The organism is Williamsia sp. (genome assembly GCF_036566845.1).
Classification (GTDB): Bacteria; Actinomycetota; Actinomycetes; order Mycobacteriales; family Mycobacteriaceae; genus Williamsia.
Window position 1 is genome coordinate 64,377 of sequence record NZ_DATCVM010000030.1, and the last position, 17,493, is coordinate 81,869.

The window sequence follows — 17,493 nt, forward strand, 5'->3', positions numbered from 1 at the left end:
TTCCCACCAGTATGCACTAACTATTGGTTAGTGCAATACGTGAGGTAACCGAGCAGGTCAGTCCTGCGTTATCGTGGGGGTGTGACCGAAATCAGCAATGACTCACTCGAGGCGGACGTGTTCGCGCGCGACTGCAGCTCGCGCGGGGCGTTGCAGACCGTCACCGGACGCTGGGGCAGCCTGGTGCTGATCGCGCTCGGCGAGAGCAACTACCGATTCAATGCACTACGCCGGCGCGTCGACGGTGTCAGCGAGAAGATGCTGTCACAGACACTTCAGAACCTCGAGCGCGACGGCATGATCGTCCGCACGGTGCTCGAGGCGATCCCACCCAAGGTGGAGTACAACCTCACCCCGCTCGGACGGCAGGTCGCCGACCAATTGCGGGGCTTGATCGACCTCGTTCAGACGAACATGCCGGCAGTCCTCGACGCGCAATCGAAGTACGACCATCGCTGATCAGAGCCGATCTGGTAACGACAGATTGTCAGTTGTTGAATACGCGTGCCCGCAAGTCGACTTACGGCTAGTTTTCATCCATCAGCGCTCAGGCGAATGAATGGCAGGTCGGGATGCAACAGGCACGCGTGATCGGGACACTGATCGTCGCCCTGATGTTCGGACTGCTCACGGCGCTGGGCGCAGGTCCGGCGGTAGCCAAGGATCCGCTGCCGGTGACCTACAACTTCCTCTCCGGCATCCCGGGCGAACTCTCGAACCCCGGCGGATCGCTACCCGGCAGCAACGACTGGAACTGCAAACCATCAGCCGAACATCCGCGGCCGGTGGTCCTGGTTCATGGCACCGGTGGTGGCGCGCAGACGAACTGGGGCACATACGTTCCGTTACTTGCCAACAACGGCTACTGCGTCTTCGCGATCGACTACGGGGCCCTGGACGGCGTTCCATGGCCGCTCAGCGCGATCGGCGGACTGGACCGCATCGAGAACAGTGCCGCGGAGCTCGCCACCTTCGCCGACCGTGTCCTGGCGTCCACCGGAGCCGAGAAGATCGACATCGTCAGCCATTCGCAGGGCACATTGATGCCGACGTACTGGATCAAATACCTCGGCGGAGCCGGCAAGGTCGACAAGTACATCTCACTGGCACCGCTGTGGAACGGCACCAACGTTGCCGCCTCCAGCGAAATCGCGGACTACGCAAAAGCATTGGGACTGGGCGGGTTTCAGGAACAACTCGTCGGGTCACTGTGCGGCGCCTGCCTTCAGATGTCCAAGGGTTCGGATATGATCCGCACGCTCCAGTCCGACGGCATCCTCGACCCCGACATCACCTACACCAACATCATGACCCGCTTCGACGAACTCATCGTTCCGTACACCAGCGGTAAGCTGATCGCCGCCAACTCCACCAACATCGTTGTCCAGGACGGGTGTTCACAGGACTACACCGAACACGCCGGTCTGGCCGGATCACGCCGCGCGGCCACATTTGTCCTCAACGCCCTCGACCCGGCGAACCAGCAGCCCGTCGGCTGCTGGTTCGCCGCACCCTTCACCGGCGCCTCCTAGCCCCTCCTAGCCACGCCCGCGCCACAACCCTCACAACCCCCACCGCCGAGCGGGCTCTGTACGCCGTCGACCGGGCCTTTGTCGCCATCGAGCCGGCTCCCCCGCCCCACTGACCGGGCTCGTGTCACCGCCGACCGTGTTCTTGTCACGACCGAGTGGGCCTCTACTCGGTGCCCCCTGACCTGCCGCTACATGACGTCCGATGACTTTCTCCGACCGTGGTGGTCTCTTTTCACACACCACCGAACAAGGAGAACATCATGGCCACCAACACCACACGTCCCGTGTCCACAACGTCCGACGCTCCAACTGCCAACCGCCGCATGGAGATCGCCGGCTGGGTTGTCACCGGGCTCGTATCGATCTTCTTACTGTTCGACGCGGTGTCACATCTGGCGATGCCCCAGGGTGTGAAAGACGCGTCGTACGACCTCGGCCTCACCGATGGCGACATCCTTGCGATGGGCCTGATACTGCTCGGATGCCTTGCGCTGTACTTGTTTCCACGGACCGCGATTCTCGGATCCGTTCTCCTGACCGGATATCTCGGCGGCGCGGCCACGGCCCAGATCGTCAACGAGACCGAGTTCGCCGCCGGCGCATTGCTTCCTGTGGTCTTCGGCGCCCTCGTGTGGCTCGGACTATGGTTGCGCAGCAATACCGTTCGTTCCATCATGCCGTTCACCCAACGATGACGGCACTCTCGAGGTTGCAAGGGCACGGTCGATGGCCGGAAGGGCACGGTCGACGGATCAGGCCACCGGCGGCCCCACGTAGCGGGCGATCGGCCTGATGATCTTGCGATCCTCGGCCTGCTCCAGGATGTTCGCACACCAGCCGACCACTCGGCTCACGGCAAAGGTCGGTGTGAACATCTGCCGAGGTACACCGCAGCGGTCCATGACCACGCCGGCGTAGAACTCCACATTGGCGTAGAGATTCCTGTCTGGGTACGCCTCCGCCAGCACCGAGACGACGTCGTTCTCGACCTCCACCGCGAAGTCGACAAGTGGTCCACCGAGCGACAATGCGATGTCGCGCAGCATTTCTGACCGGGGATCGCGCGTCCGGTACACGGCGTGACCGAATCCCATGATCCGGCTGCGTTGCGCGAGTTGTACTCGGGCCCAATCTTTTGCGTCGCCGTTCTCACGGATCTCGTCCAGCGCGTCGAGTGCACGATCCGGCGCCCCACCGTGAAGCGGCCCGGAGAAGGCACCGATGGCACCGCAGACGGCCGAGATCACATCGGCTCCCGTGGAGGCGATCACCCGACCGGTGAACGTCGACGCATTGAAACCGTGGTCGATGGTCGCGATCATGTACTGCTCCACCGCCCGGGCCTGCTCCGCCGCCGGCTCGACGCCCGTCAGGCTGTACAACCAGTTCTCGGCGACCGAGAGATCATCACGCGGATCCACCGGATCCTCACCGGCTCGAATTCGGAACAGCGCGGACAAGATCGTGGGCGTCACCGCCGAGACCGCCAGAGAGTCCGCGATGCGCTGGTCCGGGCCTGCATCCCACATCGGCGTGATCTGGCGGGTTGCCGCGAACGCCGACAACACGGTGCGCAGACCGGCCAGTAGTTGCCGCTCGGGCCCCGCGAGAGCCACGGTCCGCAGCAGCGATCCCAGCTCGTCCGGAATCGCCCTCAACGATCGGGTGAGGGTCACGAACTCGGCGAGTTCCGACGCATCGGGAAGTTCCCCGTACACAAACAGGTACCAGACCTTCTCGAACGACATCGTCCGAGCGAGTTCGATCGCCGAATACTGACGATATTGGTAGAAGCCTTCGTCACCGCGGACGTCACCGACCCGGGTATCGGTCACAACGACGTTACTCAATCCGGGTGGCGCAACAATGACAGACATCGATGTCTCCGATCTTCTTTTGTGTTCTTCTGGTACAGCTACATTCGGCTCAGCATTGACCGGTGTCAATGTTGATCGAATCAACATGGAGGTCCGACGATGACAGCGCAGATCCGCCGCGGCGACCACAGACGGCGATGGCCCACCCCGTTGCGCCACGACGGCCGCGACTATCTGACCACCGCGCAGGTGGCCCGGGTCCTGGGCGTCAAGACCCAGACGGTCTACGCCTATGCCAGTCGCGGAACCCTGACCAGCGCACGCATCGACGGCGTCAGCGGAAGTCTGTTCGCGGTCGATGAGGTGGATGCGGTCGCGCGGCGGTCATCCAAGCGTCCGCCTGCCGGAGTTGTCGAGAGGATACGAACGCAGATAACACTTCTCGAAAACGATCACCTGTACTACCGGGGCCAGGATGCCACCGTCCTGGCAGGCGGCACCCGATTCGAAACCGTTGCGGAACTGCTGTGGGACCACCGCACCACCTGGGATGTGAAACCGCTGCCCGCCAAGGTCTTCCGGCAGATCTCCGCACTGCAGCCACCGACCGGACGGGGTGTGGACACCATCAAGATGGTCGTCGACGTACTGGGTTCACGCGATGCGTCCCGCCACCAGCGCTCACCGGACGCGATCTGTGCCGGCGCCGCGGGCATACTCGCGAACAGTGTCGTCGCACTTCCACTGCTGTCCGACAAACCCCCGCTGGATTCCTCCTTCGCAGCGCGGCTCTGGCCCCGATTGACCCCCATACCCCCTACCCGGCAACGGATTCGGCTGCTGAACATGGCACTGGTGTTGCTCGCCGACCACGACCTCACCGCGAGCACGGTGGCCGCGCGGGTTGCCGCCAGTTCCCGCGGCAGCATCTACTCCGTGGTCACCTCCGGTCTCGGGGCCCTCGACGGTTCTCTCCACGGCGGTGCCGCCACGCTCGCCCACCGTTTCCTTCACGATGCCACCACCGACCCGGGAGCAGCGATCTCGATGGAGATCAATGCATCAGGTGCGGTTCCGGGCTGCGGACACGTGGTCTACCGGGAACGCGACCCACGCAGCGACACACTGCTCACCGCGCTCGCGAGCGCGTCCGGGGGCAATCGCAAGGTCGTGCCGACCATCAACGGACTGAAGCCGCTCCTTGCCCGGTCGGGTGTCGGATTCATGAACTCCGACATGGCACTCGCCGCGCTGGCGCTGCGCTACGACATGGGTCCGGATGCCGCCGAGACCATCTTCGCTCTGTCCCGCATCGCCGGCTGGGTGGCGCATGCCATCGAGGAGTACAACGAACCGCGGCTGCGCTTCCGTCCCGAGGGGGTGTACGTGGGTATCCGGCCATGACGGCCGCGCATGGCAGGATTGGCTGCGCCACATCCCGGTCGACCTCGCAAGGAGCGCACCATGACCACGCCCGACGCCAACGAAGGCTCCCGGTTCGAACCAGGCATGCAAATCCGCCGGGACGTGATGGGCGATGAGTTCGTCGACCGGGCCCTCTCCCGCACCAGCGGCACCGAATCCGAGGCGATCCAGACGGCCGTCACCGACCTCGTCTGGGGCGGGATCTGGTCACGACCGGGTCTCGAACGCCGCGACCGCAGCCTGCTGAACATCGGGTTGCTGACCGCCCTGCGAGCACACGGCGAGCTGGCCGGACATGTCCGCGGCGCGTTGAAGAACGGGTTGTCCCGCACGGAGATCACCGAGGCCGTGATCCATTGCAGCGGATACTGCGGGGCGCCGGCGGCGTTGTCGGCGATGGCCGTGGTCCAAGAGGTCTTCGACGCCACACCCACCGACTGATCGCCGATGCGGACTCTGGGGATCGACCTTGCGTCACAACCGAATCGGACGGCGATGGCCATCCTCGAGTGGTCCGCCACCGGCGCTGCGGTCACTGACGTGCAGACGCTCGTCACCGACGCGGACATACTCGCCGCTGCGCCCGGCGCCGACAAGGTGGGTATCGATGCCCCGTTCGGCTGGCCCGATTCGTTTGTCGATGTGGTGTCCGCACATCACCGCGGCGATGTCCCCCACGAGCGGTCGGCGTTCACAGATGCCGGCGTGACCCGGTTCGTCGCCCGCCGTACCGATGAATGGGTGCGTGCGACAACAGGTTTGATCCCACTGAGCGTATCGGCCGATCGCATCGCCTACGTGGCGCTGCGCGCAATCCGACTACTGGCGCACCTCGATGGCCCCGGCTTCGATGTGAGCCGGGTCAACGGCACCGCCGTGGAGGCGTATCCCGCGGCGGCCCTGAAGATCTGGGGCTTCCGGCACCGGAGGTACAAAGGGCGTCCGCAACTGGCGACGCTCGCCGAACTCGTCGATGAGCTTCAGACCCAGGCTCCCTGGCTGGACTTCGGGACCTTCCGAACCGTCTGCACCACCAGCGACGACGCGTTCGACGCCGTGATCACCGCGCTGATCGCGCGGGCAGCCGAACTGAACCTGACCGTGACACCCGATGCCGAGCACACCGAGATCGCCCGGCGCGAGGGCTGGATTCACGTCCCGGACGCACCGCTCGATGCGCTGGTGACTCAGTTGTCCTGAGCGTCCAGGCGGGCTGCGATGTCGACGGGGAACCCACCGGTGGCCAGCGGACCCCACCGCGTCGGCGTGATGCGGATGAGGGACTTGTTCTGCAGTTTCATCGCGGCCCGGTACTCGTCCCAGTCGGAATGCTCGCCGGCGACGCTGCGGAAATAGTCGACCAATGCGTCTTCGGCCTCTGGCATGTCCAGCACTTCGGCCGTGCCGTCCACCTGTACCCACGCGGCATTCCACTCATCCGACAACACGCAGACGCTCGCCGACGGATTCCGTTTGAGGTTGGCCGTCTTGGCTCGCCCCGGGTAGGTGGCGATCACGATGCGGCCCTGCTCATCGACACCGCCGCTGACCGGGGACAGTTGCGGCGTTCCGTCGGACCGGTTCGTGCTGAGCAGCATCTTGTGCCGCGGGCGAATGAAGTCGAGGAGTGCGGCGAGATCGACGTCGGTGGTGGTTGCGACTGTGCGTGCCATGGGGCCACCCTACGCCCTAAATCGCGGACCGCAGCTCGCGCTTGAGGAGCTTTCCGCTCTGGTTCCGCGGCAATTCGTCCACGAACACAACACGTTTCGGCACCTTGAACGGCGCGATCTGTTCCTTCACATGTGCGATCAAGGTCTCCGGAGCGACCTCACCGGCGTCGGGCCGCAGCACCACGACGGCGGTGACCGCCTCGATCCACTTCTCGTCGGGGGTACCGATCACCGCAACCTCGGCGACGCCGGGGTGGGTGTAGATCGCGTCCTCGACCTCACGCGATGCCACCAGGATCCCGCCGGTGTTGATGACGTCCTTGATGCGATCGACCACCGTGAGAAAGCCCTGCTGGTCCCGGGTGACCAGGTCACCGGAGTGGAACCAGCCATCGCGGAATGCTCCTTCGGTGGCTTCCGGATTCTCCCAATAGCCTTGGCACAGTTGGGGTGAACGGTAGAGAACCTCGCCGGCCGTGCCGTCGGGGACGTCGTTGCCCTCGGTGTCGACCACGCGGGTCTGGACGAAGAACACCGCCTTGCCGCAGGATGCGGGCCGGTCGGCGTGGTCGTCGGGGCCCAGGACAGCGGCCAGCGGGCCGATCTCGGATTGCCCGAAACAGTTGTAGAACTTGATGTCCGGGTATCGCTCGCGCAGACGGTTCAGCACGGTCACCGGCATGATCGACGCCCCGTATTGCGCCTTGCGCAGCGACGACAGGTCCCTGGTCTCGAGATCGGGATGCCCGGCCAGCGGGACCCAGACGGTCGGCGCGAGGAACAGCGATCCGATCTTCTCGGCTTCGATGCGGCGCAAGATCTCCGGGATGTCCGGCGTCTCGATCAGGCTGATGGTCGCCCCGACCGACAACGACGGAAGCATGAAGACGTGCATTCCGGCCGAGTGGTACAGCGGCATCGCGATGAGCGGGTTGTCGCTCTCGTGGAGATCGAGTGCGATCACCGAGGACACGTATTCGTGCACCATCGCACTGTGGGTCATCATGGCGCCCTTGGGCTTTGATGTGGTCCCTGATGTGTAGAGGAGCTGCACGAGGTCGGTGTCGGCGCCGTCCCAGTCGATCTCCGGGACATCCCCGGATCCGGCGAGGTCGACCAGCGAGCCGTCTTCGTCACGGAGGCTGATGACCTGGTCGATGCCGAGCGCATCGGCGACGGGTGCGAGGTTCGCGCGCAACTTCGGGTCCACCAGCACGGCCCGGCTGCCCGACTGCCCGACGAGGTAGGACAACTCGCCTTCCTTCAGCGCGTAGTTCACCGGGACGTGGATGAGTCCACCGCGGGCGCAGGCCAGAAAGCCGATCACGTAGGCATCCGAGTTGGTGCCGTAGGCCGCAACCCGATCTCCGGCGGAAAGCCCCAGTGACCTCAGGTGGACTGCGGCCCTGGTCACGGCTTCGTCCAGCTCCGCATAGGTCCAGGCACGGTCGGCGAAACGCAGCGCGGTCCGGTCGGGGAACCGCGCTGCGGTCCGGCGCAGAATTCCGTCGACGGTACTGAGACGGGGGCTGGCGATCATGCCCCGACTTTATAGGACGTCCAAGTATCGAACGATCCAGATCGACCAGCCCACCGCACCCGCAACGCGCCTGGTCACCGACACACTGTTGACCCTCGGAGGACCGCCGCATTGCGCCGCGGTCCCGCCTACTGGAAAGTGATGAACCGTGGCCCCGTCGACCTTCATCCACCGCGCACGCCTCGTGCCGGTCCGCACGCCGGTAGCGACCGAGTCACCCGTGGACATCCGGATCGTCGACGGCGTGGTCGCGGAGGTCGCGCCGGGTCTACAGCCGGGTCCCGACGACAAGGTGGTCGACGCCGATGGCCGGTGGGCGATTCCGGGCCTGTGGGATCAGCACGTGCACATGACGATGTGGGCGCAGACCAGAGCGCGCATCGACGTCTCCGCAGCCACCTGCCCGGCCGACGTGACCAGGATCATCGCGGACCATGTCCAGGCGTCACCCGGGCCCTGGCAAGGCGGCGCGCTCCTCGGTTTCGGCTTCCGGACCGCTACGTGGCCCGTCCAGCCCACTGTCTCCGAACTCGACGCGGTGAGCGGCCATCATCCGGTCATCCTCTCCAGTGGAGACGTGCACACCGGCTGGCTCAACAGCAAAGCACTTGCGCTGCTCGGGATTCCGCCGCGAGATTCACCACTCCGCGAAGTCGAGTGGTTCGACGTGCAACCGGCGATCGCCCAGCTGTCGGCCGCCTCCCACGAGACCGAGACCCTGGTCCGCGGCGCGGTCAAGGAAGCCGCCGCGCGGGGCGTCGTGGGCATCGTCGACTTCGAGATGGCCCCCGGACATCGTGAATGGCCGCAGCGGTTCGACGCCGGGATCGATCAGCTGCGGGTTCGTCCGGTCACGTATGTCACCACGCTCGACGAGGTCATCGCCACCGGGCTGCGGACCGGGGACCGGTTGATGGAGAGCACCCGACTGCTGACGATGGGTCCGTTGAAGATCTTCTCCGACGGCTCCCTCAATACCCGCACCGCCGCCTGCTGTCAGGCGTACGCTGACGCTGATGATCTCGAATATCCACGGGGACAACAAATCTACGATCACGCCGAGCTGATCGACCTGGTTTCACGTGGAACAGCGGCCGGCCTGCGCATCGCTTTGCACGCCATCGGCGACGCCGCTGTGGATCAAGCCCTGGGCGCTTTCGAGGCCACCGGCGCCCGCGGCAGCATCGAGCACGCTCAACTGATCCGCCTCGAGGACATCGCCAGGATGGCGGCGTTGGGGCTGCGGGCGAGTGTGCAACCGGCCCACCTCCTCGATGACCGCGACGTGACCATGCAATGTTGGCCGGACCGCGCCGATCGCTGCTTTGCCCTGCGGTCGATGCTCGACGGCGGAGTCCGGCTGGTCCTGGGGTCCGATGCACCGGTGTCGGTCCTGGATCCTCGCCTGGCGATGGCCGCGGCAGTCCACCGTGGCCATCACGGCGACGATCCGTGGAATCCGGGTGAATCAATCACACCCGCGGAGGCTCTGGCGGCGAGTACCGACGAGCAGCCGACCATCGCGGCCGGCAACCGGGGTGATGTGGTGCTGCTGGACGAGGATCCGCTGGGTCCGGCCGACACCAACGCCGAGGCTGCCCGGACCCTCCGGAACCTCGGTGTCGCAGCGACCATCACCGCAGGCCGCATCACGCATCTGACGATGTGATCCACGTCGGGAACTCGGCTCGTCCGACTTGGCAACGCGCTGGTCCGGTCGGTAGTTTCGTACAGTCCGACGGCTTGTGACCTCGGGTGACATTCGTGGAGTCCTGAACCGCACCGCACCGCCCGCGCCGTAGGACCAGGCCACAGGACCAGAAGGTGAACCCTTGCCGAGCGCAGCCAAGACCATCCATTCACAGACACCGCCGATGACGGTCCGCTCACTGCTCCGCTCTCCGGTTCAGCTGCGCAAAGAGATCCTTGCCGGCCTCGTGGTCGCACTCGCGCTGATCCCGGAAGCGATCTCGTTCTCCATCATCGCCGGCGTCGATCCGCGGGTCGGTCTGTTCGCGTCATTCACGATGGCCGTGACCATTGCGGTGGTCGGCGGGCGGCCGGCGATGATCTCGGCGGCTACCGGCGCCGTGGCTCTCGTGGTCGCACCGGTGGTCGACGAATACGGCCTCGACTATCTGTTGGCCACCGTCATCCTCGCGGGACTGCTGCAGATCGTGCTGAGCCTGGCCGGCATCGCCAAGCTGATGCGATTCATCCCACGCAGCGTCATGACCGGCTTCGTCAACGCGCTCGCCATCCTGATCTTCAGCGCCCAGTTGCCGCAGCTGTTCGGTGACGACATCCCCTGGCTGGTCTATCCGCTGGTGGCGGCCGGCCTCGCCATCATCGTCTTCCTGCCACGCCTGTCGTCGGTCGTCCCATCGCCGTTGGTCGCGATCGTGGTGCTGACCGTCGTCGTGGTGTCGTTCAGCTGGAATGTGCCGACTGTCGAAGACGAAGGCGCCCTGCCTGATTCGTTGCCATCACTGCTACTACCCGACGTGCCGTGGACCTGGCACACCCTGTCGGTGATCGCGCCCTACGCGCTGGCCATGGCCCTGGTCGGGTTGATGGAATCGTTGATGACGGCCAAACTCGTCGACGACATCACCGACACCCACTCGGACAAGACCCGCGAGAGCTGGGGGCAGGGTGTGGCCAACATCGTCACCGGATTCTTCGGCGGTATGGGCGGTTGCGCAATGATCGGCCAGACGATGATCAACGTCAAGCAGTCCGGGGCCCGTACCCGCCTGTCCACGTTCCTCGCCGGCGGATTCCTGCTGATTCTCGTGGTGGTCCTGGGCGACATCGTCGGCATCATCCCGATGGCCGCACTGGTGGCCGTGATGATCATGGTGTCGGTGGGCACGTTCGACTGGCACAGCATCACGCCGCGAACGTTGCGGCTGATGCCGTTCCCGGAAACGCTGGTGATGCTGGTGACCGTGGCGGCGACCGTGGCGACCAGCAACCTGGCGATCGGCGTGGTCTTGGGAGTGCTGACCGCGATGGTGCTCTTCGCACGCCGCGTCGCCCACCTGACCGGAGTCGAGGCCACCACCGAGACCACGTCGGATGGCGTAGAAGTCCGGCGCTATCGCGTCACGGGTCAGCTGTTCTTCGCATCGAGCAACGACCTGGTCTACCAGTTCGACTACGCCGGCGATCCCGGCACCGTGGTCATCGATCTCACCGCGGCGGACATCTGGGACGCATCGACGGTCGCCGCCCTGGACGCGATCCTGCGGAAGTACCGCGACCGCGGCAAGGACGCGACCATCGTCGGACTCACCGGCGCGAGTCTGCAGCGGCTCGAACGCCTTTCCGGACAACTCGGCGCCGGACACTGACACCGAGCGCTCCCGCGTCGGCCCCGGTCATTCCTCGATTTTGAAGCCGATCTTCAAAGTCACCTGGAAATGGGCGATCTCACCGTTCTCGACATGGCCACGGGTATCGACCACCTCGAACCAATCGATGTGGCGCAATGATTGGTTGGCGCGCGCGATCGCCTTCTTGATGGCGTCGTCGGAACTCGACAGCGACGTCCCCACTATCTCGGTGACGCGATAGACGTTCTCACTCATTCCGATCCTCGATTCTCTGTTTTCGGGCGGAGATGTTCGTCGTCTTCAATCCTTCACACCGCCAACGGTACTGATCAGGCGCAGCCGCCGAGGCGTTCACGAAACATCCGCGACGATCGGTTTCGCGCGAGCGAGCGCATCGGGCTAGGATTCCGAAATGGACACGCCCGTCCGCCGGTTCCAGACAACGATCATCACCGCGGTGGGCAGACGGGACCCCGGATTCGACGCACTGCGGCGCGCGATCCGCCCGGCGATCGTGGTCCCGGCGGCCGCGGCTGTCGCCCTCCATATCGGTGGTTCCCAGACTCCGCTGTTCACCATCTTCGGTTCGTTTGCACTGCTGGCACTCGCCGATCTCCCGGGCGGTCGAGACCGGCGCGCAGTCAGCTACATCGCCTTGGGAGTGGTGGGCTACGTCTTCATCGTCGTCGCCACCCTGACGTCCGAACCCGGTTGGCTCGCCGCTGCGTCGATGCTCGTGGTGGGTGTCGCGGTGACATACGCCGCGATTCTCAGTGCCAGCTTCTCTGCCGCTCAGCGGGCGGCGCTGCTCCTGTTCGTCCTGCCCGTGTCCTCCCCCGCCGGCCCGCTGTCGGATCGGCTGATCGGCTGGACCATTGCCCTCGCGTTCAGCATTCCGGCGGCTCTGTATCTTCTGCCGCCACGGCACCACAACGAACTACGACACCGCGCTCGCGCCGTCTGCGGTGGACTGGCGGACCACCTGGAATCAGCCGCGCGCGCCGGAAGGACGGCGGCCTCCGCGGGCGATGTCGCCGGACTGATGGACCGGCTGCGCCAGGTCTATCTCGGCTCCGACACCCGCCCCTCCGGTCTCACCGCAGGGAGTCGGGCGATCCTCCGGGTCGTCGACGACCTCGACTGGCTGACGTCCCAGGTGAGTCGGCGGGACGTGCAGCTTCCCGACGACTTACGTGCGCATTCGGTGCGCGTGCTGCGGCTCTCCGACGTTGTTCTCGCGAACGACAGTCCGGGGCAGCAGGCGACGGATCGCCGTGCGCTGCAGGAGGCCGTGTCCGATCTGCGATTGGTGATGCGCCCCCAGTTCGGCACCGGTCTCGACGCCATCCTCGCCGATCCGAGTGACGCCGACGCCGAGTTCGGAGGCATGGGTCTTCTCGAGGTCCGGACGATCTGCAGCACCATCGAACTGGTCGGGCGAACCGTGGCATGGGCCTCGGCCGCCGATGCACGCCCGGCGTTGCAGAAGATCCTCGGACGACAGTTGCTTCCCACCGGTGTGGCAGATCTGGTGCTCCCGGAGTTCGCGGCGACGCGGATGTCGATGTCGTCGACGGTGATCAGGAACTCGGTGACCACCCGCAACGCGCTGCGCACCGGTGTCGGGCTGGCCGCCGCGGTGGCCCTGATCCAGGTTGTGCCTGTGCAGCACGGCTTCTGGGTGGTTCTGGGAGCCATGTCGGTCCTTCGCACCAGTGCCCTGACCACGGGGGCGAATGTGATGCGCGCGGTTCTTGGCACCGCGGTCGGATTCTTTGTGGGTGCACTCATCATCGCGGTCGTCGGCACCGACCACACCGCTCTGTGGATCGTGCTGCCCATAGCGACGTTCGGAGCCGCCTACATCCCGTCGGTCATCTCCTTTGCCGCCGGTCAAGCGGCATTCACCGTGTTGGTGGTGGCCCTGTTCAACGTGCTGAGTCCCTCCGGCTGGAAGATCGGGCTGATCCGGGTGGAAGACGTCGCGATCGGATGCGCTGTCGCGGTGGTGGCGGCAATCGTGATGTGGCCGCGCGGTGTCGCGGCCGCGGCTCACACCGCCATCAATTACGCCATCGCCGTCCACGGCCGCTATGTGAGAGCCGCCGCGGCGAGGCTGACCACGGGCGCGACACAGGACGTCGACGCCGAGCTCGACGAGTTGCGCACCGAAAGCCTGCGCGCCTATCGCGCCTCCGATGATGCTGCACGGCAGTATCTTTCGGAATCCGGGTTGGCTGTCGATCGCCGAATGCCGGTGGTGCGAGCCATCGTCCGCGCCAATCGGCTGCGTCTCGTCGCAGACTCCATCGCCGACCTGACGCCCACCGCGGATCCGGCCGTCACCGCGCCCAATCTGTGCACGATGATCGACATCCACGCAGCCAGGGTCGCCGTCGACACCGTCGACGAGAACACGGCCCACCATCCAGGCAGCATCTCCGCAGCGACAGTTGCCGCACTCCGCACGGACTACACGAAGAACGGCCTGGGAATCGACGAGGCACGGCCACTCGTGGCCGCCGCGGCCTTCCTCGGTGAGCTCGAACTGATGCGCTCGACGCGTCCGCAATAATTCGGTTGCCCTGACCGGCTCATTGCGGCAACACTGTCCTGACCAGCACAATCTCCACTCGAACAGTCGTTGGCAGAAATTTTGCCAAGACTGTCAATTCTGCCACTGTTGGCAGAAAGTTTTTGAACGGATAGTTACTGCCATGGAACTTTTGGTGATCTTAGGACCGGCCCTGGTGGCCGGATTGATTGCGGCGTACCAGAACCACACCTCGCCGTACGCGCCCCTTGATGCCGTTCGCCGGCCGACCTCCAGCCGTACCCAGACCGAACTCGAGATGCTGACCCGTCGCGCAGACCAGCCGATCAACGCTTGATCAAATCCTCTACCGGAGAGCCGATTTCGGCACACGGCATGCACGATCGATGAAGCTGGTCTTGGATGGATTTCATGACGACCCCATCCATCGACCCTGCGGTGCCGCCGAGTGGCCCCGGTTGCCTCGACTGCGACAACACCGGTGGCTGGTGGTTTCACCTGCGTCGCTGCGCCGCGTGTGGCCACGTCGGGTGCTGCGACGACTCCCTCTCACGGCACGCATCGGCACACGCCGCACAGTCCGGGCATCCGATCATCCAGTCCTTCGAACCGGGCGAAGACTGGTTCTGGGACTACTCCACCAACGACTACTACGACGGCCCGGAACTGGCTTCGCCACGCTCCCATCCCGCCGAACAATCAACACCCGGCCCGTCCGATCGGCTTCCCTTCGACTGGATGGAACAACTGCGAGGCCGCACCACCTGACCCGACCGACCCAACCGTCGACCGGGCCATCGTTTCCGCCGAGCGCGCCCTTGTAGCCGCGGACTGGGCCTTTGTCGCACAACGTGCTGAACGTCTCTGAAACCCAAGGCCCGCTCGGCGACCAGAAAGGCACGGTCGGCGGCCTGCAACGGCACGGTCGACGGCCGGCAACGGCACGGTGGACGGCGGGGAGGGTCTGCGGAGGATCTGTGGAGGGGTTCAGTTCGCGGCGAGTGAAAGGGCTTTGTCGTCGCGGTCCGGTCCGTAGTCTTCTCGACAGACCAGACCGGAAGAGGACAACGATGCCCACTGAGTTCGACCTGCTGCCCGAGAACGCCGAAGAACTTGGCCTGGAACTCGATCCGCTTCCGTCGGTGACCCGGATCGACACGGTGGTCGACGGCCGGACTGTCAGCGCCCTGCGGTGGACCGACAAACCGCCACGAGTGGTGTTCCTCCATGGCGGCGGACAGAACGCCCACACCTGGGACAGCGTCCTGCTGGCACTCGGGGTACCTGCGCTGGCCATCGACCTGCCGGGTCATGGCCATTCGCAGTGGCGTGACGACGGCGACTACCGACCACATCTCAACGCCGAAGCGGTGGGCCCGGTGATCCGCGAACTCGCACCCGACGCCGAACTGGTGGTCGGGATGTCACTCGGCGGACTCACCACGATCTCGGCGACCGCGCGCCATCCGGGGTTGATCAGGCGGGCAATTCTCGTCGACGTCAGTCCGGAATCACCCAAGAGAGTAGAGAATCTCAGCAAGAAGGAGCGCGGCACCGTCGCCTTGGTCGGCGGCCCGGACACCTTCGACGACCTCGACGAACTGATCGAGCTCACCGCCGCCGCGGCGCCGAACCGTCCCAAATCGTCGATCCGGCGCGGCGTCATCCACAACACCCGACAGACCGAGAACGGGCGCTGGCGCTGGCGCTACGACCGGTTCCGCAAGTCCATCGATCCCGAACCCCTGTGGAAAGACCTGTCCGACAGCGACACTCCCCTCACCCTGATCCGCGGTGGACTCTCCCCGTTTGTCGCCGACGAGGACGTGGACACCTTGCGCCGGCATCGCCCCGATCTGTTGGTCTTCACCGTCGACGGCGCCGGACATTCGGTGCAAAGCGATGCGCCGCTGGAGCTTGCCCGGATCGTCGGGGACACTCTGGTCTGAGCCTGTCGGACCGGCCGCCCGGCCGATTCGCGATACTCTTTGACGGCTTTGCGTTTTCACATTTTTTGCTGCGTCTCTGCCGCCGAAAGAGAGCCCCCGTGACCTCCGCCATTGCCGACAAAACTCCCCCGCGCGCGAAAACTGTGCTTGCGACACTGATCCTGGTTGCCGGTGTCGCCAACATCAACCTGGCCGTCGCGAATGTGGCACTGCCCGACATCGGCAAGGACTTCGACGCCAGCTCCGTCGCGTTGAACCTTGTGGCCGTGGGTTATTCACTCGGCCTGGCGGCGTCGGTGCTGTACTTCGGGGCGCTCGGCGACCGGCACGGCCGCAAACGGATGCTCATCATCGGCATGGGACTGTCGATTCCGGCCTCGCTGATCGCCGGATTCGCACCCTCCGTCGAAGTCCTGTTCGCCGGACGACTCCTCGGGGGAATCGCGGCAGGCCTCGCCTATCCGACAACGCTCGCCATCATCACCGCGCTGTGGCAAGGGCCGAGCCGGACCAAGGCGATCGCATCATGGTCGGCACTCGGTGGGGCGATCTCGGCGCTGGGCCCGGTCTTGTCCGGTGGACTCCTGGAAGTGTTCAGTTGGCATTCGGTCTTCCTGGTGACCCTTCCGCTGGCCGTCATCGCCCTGGTCGGCGCACTCAAGCTGGTTCCCAAAGACGGTGGTGATGCCCGGGAATCCGTCGACAACCTCGGCGGTGTGTTGTCGATCTTCTTTGTCGGCGCCATGGTGTTGTCGCTGAACTTCCTGCCGATGGCCGGTGCCGGACTGATCGCCGGAATACTGGCCGCGATCGCCATCGCAGCAGGTATCGGGTTCTTCCTCCGGCAACACCGCGCACCGACTCCCCTGTTCGACCTCACGATCGCCGCCCGCCCGACATTTTGGGTGGCCGCGTTCGGTGGGGTGGTGGTCTTCGGCACGCTGATGGGCGCCATGTACATCGGCCAGCAGTACCTGCAGAACGTTCTCGAATATTCGACCCTGGCTGCCGGTGCCTCCGTCCTTCCGGCCGCGGCCAGCATGGTGCTGGTGGCTCCGCTGTCAGCCCGGATGGTGGAGAACCACGGATCGCGGTTGACATTGCTGGCCGGCTTCGCGTTCATCGCCCTCGGCATGGTCGTCGCGATGACCATGTGGAACGAGCACGCCCACTACTGGCAGGTGGCGCTCGTCTACATCTGCATCGGCCTCGGGGTGGGCATCGCCGGGACCCCGGCGTCGCGCTCCTTGACCGGATCGGTCCCGCTGTCGCGAGCCGGGATGGCCTCGAGCATGTCCGACCTGCAACGTGACCTCGGCGGCGCGATCATGCAGTCGATTCTCGGTGCGATCCTCACCGCCGGTTATGCGCACAACCTCTCCAAACAGATTGCCGGGTCACCGGATGCGGACACCGTCACCAATCAGACGCAGGCCGCACTGACCAAATCGTTCGCCAGCGCAGACGACCTCGCGGCGCGCTATCCCGACCACGCCACCGAGATCCTCTCTGCCGCACGGCAAGCCTTTGTCGATGGTGACTTCTTCGCCTACGCCGCGGCCATCATCGTTGTGGTTGCCGGCGCGTTGGTGGTGTCCATCTTCTACCCGAACGTCAAGAAGGAACGTCAGCTCATGAAAGAGTATGCGTCCGTGGACAACTGAT

The 17,493-nt window shown here is 65.2% G+C and carries 17 protein-coding genes; 13 read left to right on the top strand and 4 right to left on the bottom strand.

Annotated elements, in window-relative coordinates; genetic code table 11:
• Positions 1-81 precede the first annotated feature (81 nt).
• From VIQ49_RS02325 to VIQ49_RS02335, 3 genes are all read left to right on the top strand, one after another.
• Positions 82-459 carry a helix-turn-helix domain-containing protein gene (locus VIQ49_RS02325; RefSeq protein ID WP_331880358.1) on the top strand — a complete coding sequence of 126 codons (378 nt, stop codon included), beginning with the start codon at positions 82-84 and terminating at the stop codon, positions 457-459.
• A gap of 113 nt (positions 460-572) precedes the next feature.
• On the top strand, positions 573-1,532 hold the full coding sequence (locus VIQ49_RS02330) for an esterase/lipase family protein (protein WP_331880359.1): 960 nt from the start codon (positions 573-575) through the stop codon (positions 1,530-1,532).
• Between the two features lie 260 nt (positions 1,533-1,792).
• On the top strand, positions 1,793-2,227 hold the full coding sequence (locus VIQ49_RS02335; RefSeq protein WP_331880361.1) for a DoxX family protein: 435 nt from the start codon (positions 1,793-1,795) through the stop codon (positions 2,225-2,227).
• A 57-nt stretch (positions 2,228-2,284) separates the two neighbouring features.
• Here the strand turns inward: VIQ49_RS02335 and VIQ49_RS02340 are convergent, their stop codons facing one another.
• Entirely contained in the window at positions 2,285-3,409 is a 1,125-nt protein-coding gene (locus VIQ49_RS02340; protein WP_331880363.1) for a citrate/2-methylcitrate synthase, read from the bottom strand.
• Positions 3,410-3,508: 99 nt separating this feature from the next.
• Here VIQ49_RS02340 and VIQ49_RS02345 point away from each other — a divergent pair, with 99 nt between their 5' ends.
• From VIQ49_RS02345 to VIQ49_RS02355, 3 genes are read left to right on the top strand one after another with little or no spacing between them, the layout of a single operon-like run.
• A complete protein-coding gene (locus VIQ49_RS02345) occupies positions 3,509-4,753 on the top strand; it encodes a citrate synthase (RefSeq protein ID WP_331880364.1) in 1,245 nt (414 codons plus the stop codon).
• 60 nt (positions 4,754-4,813) lie between these two features.
• Complete coding sequence (locus VIQ49_RS02350; RefSeq protein ID WP_331880365.1) at positions 4,814-5,215, top strand: carboxymuconolactone decarboxylase family protein; 402 nt, start codon at positions 4,814-4,816, stop codon at positions 5,213-5,215.
• Positions 5,216-5,221: 6 nt separating this feature from the next.
• Positions 5,222-5,974, top strand: a complete 753-nt coding sequence (locus VIQ49_RS02355) for a DUF429 domain-containing protein (protein ID WP_331880366.1) — start codon at positions 5,222-5,224, stop codon at positions 5,972-5,974.
• On the opposite strand, the gene VIQ49_RS02360 is transcribed toward VIQ49_RS02355, so the two are convergent.
• Complete coding sequence (locus VIQ49_RS02360; protein ID WP_331880367.1) at positions 5,962-6,447, bottom strand: PPOX class F420-dependent oxidoreductase; 486 nt, start codon at positions 6,445-6,447, stop codon at positions 5,962-5,964. The genes VIQ49_RS02355 and VIQ49_RS02360 overlap by 13 nt on opposite strands.
• A gap of 16 nt (positions 6,448-6,463) precedes the next feature.
• On the bottom strand, positions 6,464-7,987 hold the full coding sequence (locus VIQ49_RS02365) for an acyl-CoA synthetase (RefSeq protein ID WP_331880368.1): 1,524 nt from the start codon (positions 7,985-7,987) through the stop codon (positions 6,464-6,466).
• Between the two features lie 148 nt (positions 7,988-8,135).
• Between VIQ49_RS02365 and VIQ49_RS02370 the strand changes: the two genes are divergently transcribed.
• Positions 8,136-9,656, top strand: a complete 1,521-nt coding sequence (locus VIQ49_RS02370; protein WP_331880369.1) for an amidohydrolase — start codon at positions 8,136-8,138, stop codon at positions 9,654-9,656.
• Positions 9,657-9,861: 205 nt separating this feature from the next.
• A complete protein-coding gene (locus VIQ49_RS02375) occupies positions 9,862-11,343 on the top strand; it encodes a SulP family inorganic anion transporter (RefSeq protein WP_331880419.1) in 1,482 nt (493 codons plus the stop codon).
• A 27-nt stretch (positions 11,344-11,370) separates the two neighbouring features.
• On the opposite strand, the gene VIQ49_RS02380 is transcribed toward VIQ49_RS02375, so the two are convergent.
• A complete protein-coding gene (locus VIQ49_RS02380) occupies positions 11,371-11,580 on the bottom strand; it encodes a dodecin (protein ID WP_331880370.1) in 210 nt (69 codons plus the stop codon).
• Positions 11,581-11,737: 157 nt separating this feature from the next.
• Here VIQ49_RS02380 and VIQ49_RS02385 point away from each other — a divergent pair, with 157 nt between their 5' ends.
• The 5 genes from VIQ49_RS02385 (at position 11,738) to VIQ49_RS02405 (ending at position 17,492) form a co-directional block, all read left to right on the top strand.
• Complete coding sequence (locus VIQ49_RS02385; protein WP_331880371.1) at positions 11,738-13,900, top strand: FUSC family protein; 2,163 nt, start codon at positions 11,738-11,740, stop codon at positions 13,898-13,900.
• Positions 13,901-14,054: 154 nt separating this feature from the next.
• On the top strand, positions 14,055-14,216 hold the full coding sequence (locus VIQ49_RS02390) for a hypothetical protein (RefSeq protein WP_331880373.1): 162 nt from the start codon (positions 14,055-14,057) through the stop codon (positions 14,214-14,216).
• Between the two features lie 74 nt (positions 14,217-14,290).
• A complete protein-coding gene (locus VIQ49_RS02395; RefSeq protein WP_331880375.1) occupies positions 14,291-14,647 on the top strand; it encodes a UBP-type zinc finger domain-containing protein in 357 nt (118 codons plus the stop codon).
• Between the two features lie 302 nt (positions 14,648-14,949).
• A complete protein-coding gene (locus VIQ49_RS02400) occupies positions 14,950-15,828 on the top strand; it encodes an alpha/beta hydrolase (RefSeq protein WP_331880377.1) in 879 nt (292 codons plus the stop codon).
• A gap of 98 nt (positions 15,829-15,926) precedes the next feature.
• Positions 15,927-17,492, top strand: a complete 1,566-nt coding sequence (locus tag VIQ49_RS02405; RefSeq protein ID WP_331880379.1) for an MFS transporter — start codon at positions 15,927-15,929, stop codon at positions 17,490-17,492.
• The last annotated feature ends 1 nt before the right edge of the window (position 17,493 follow it).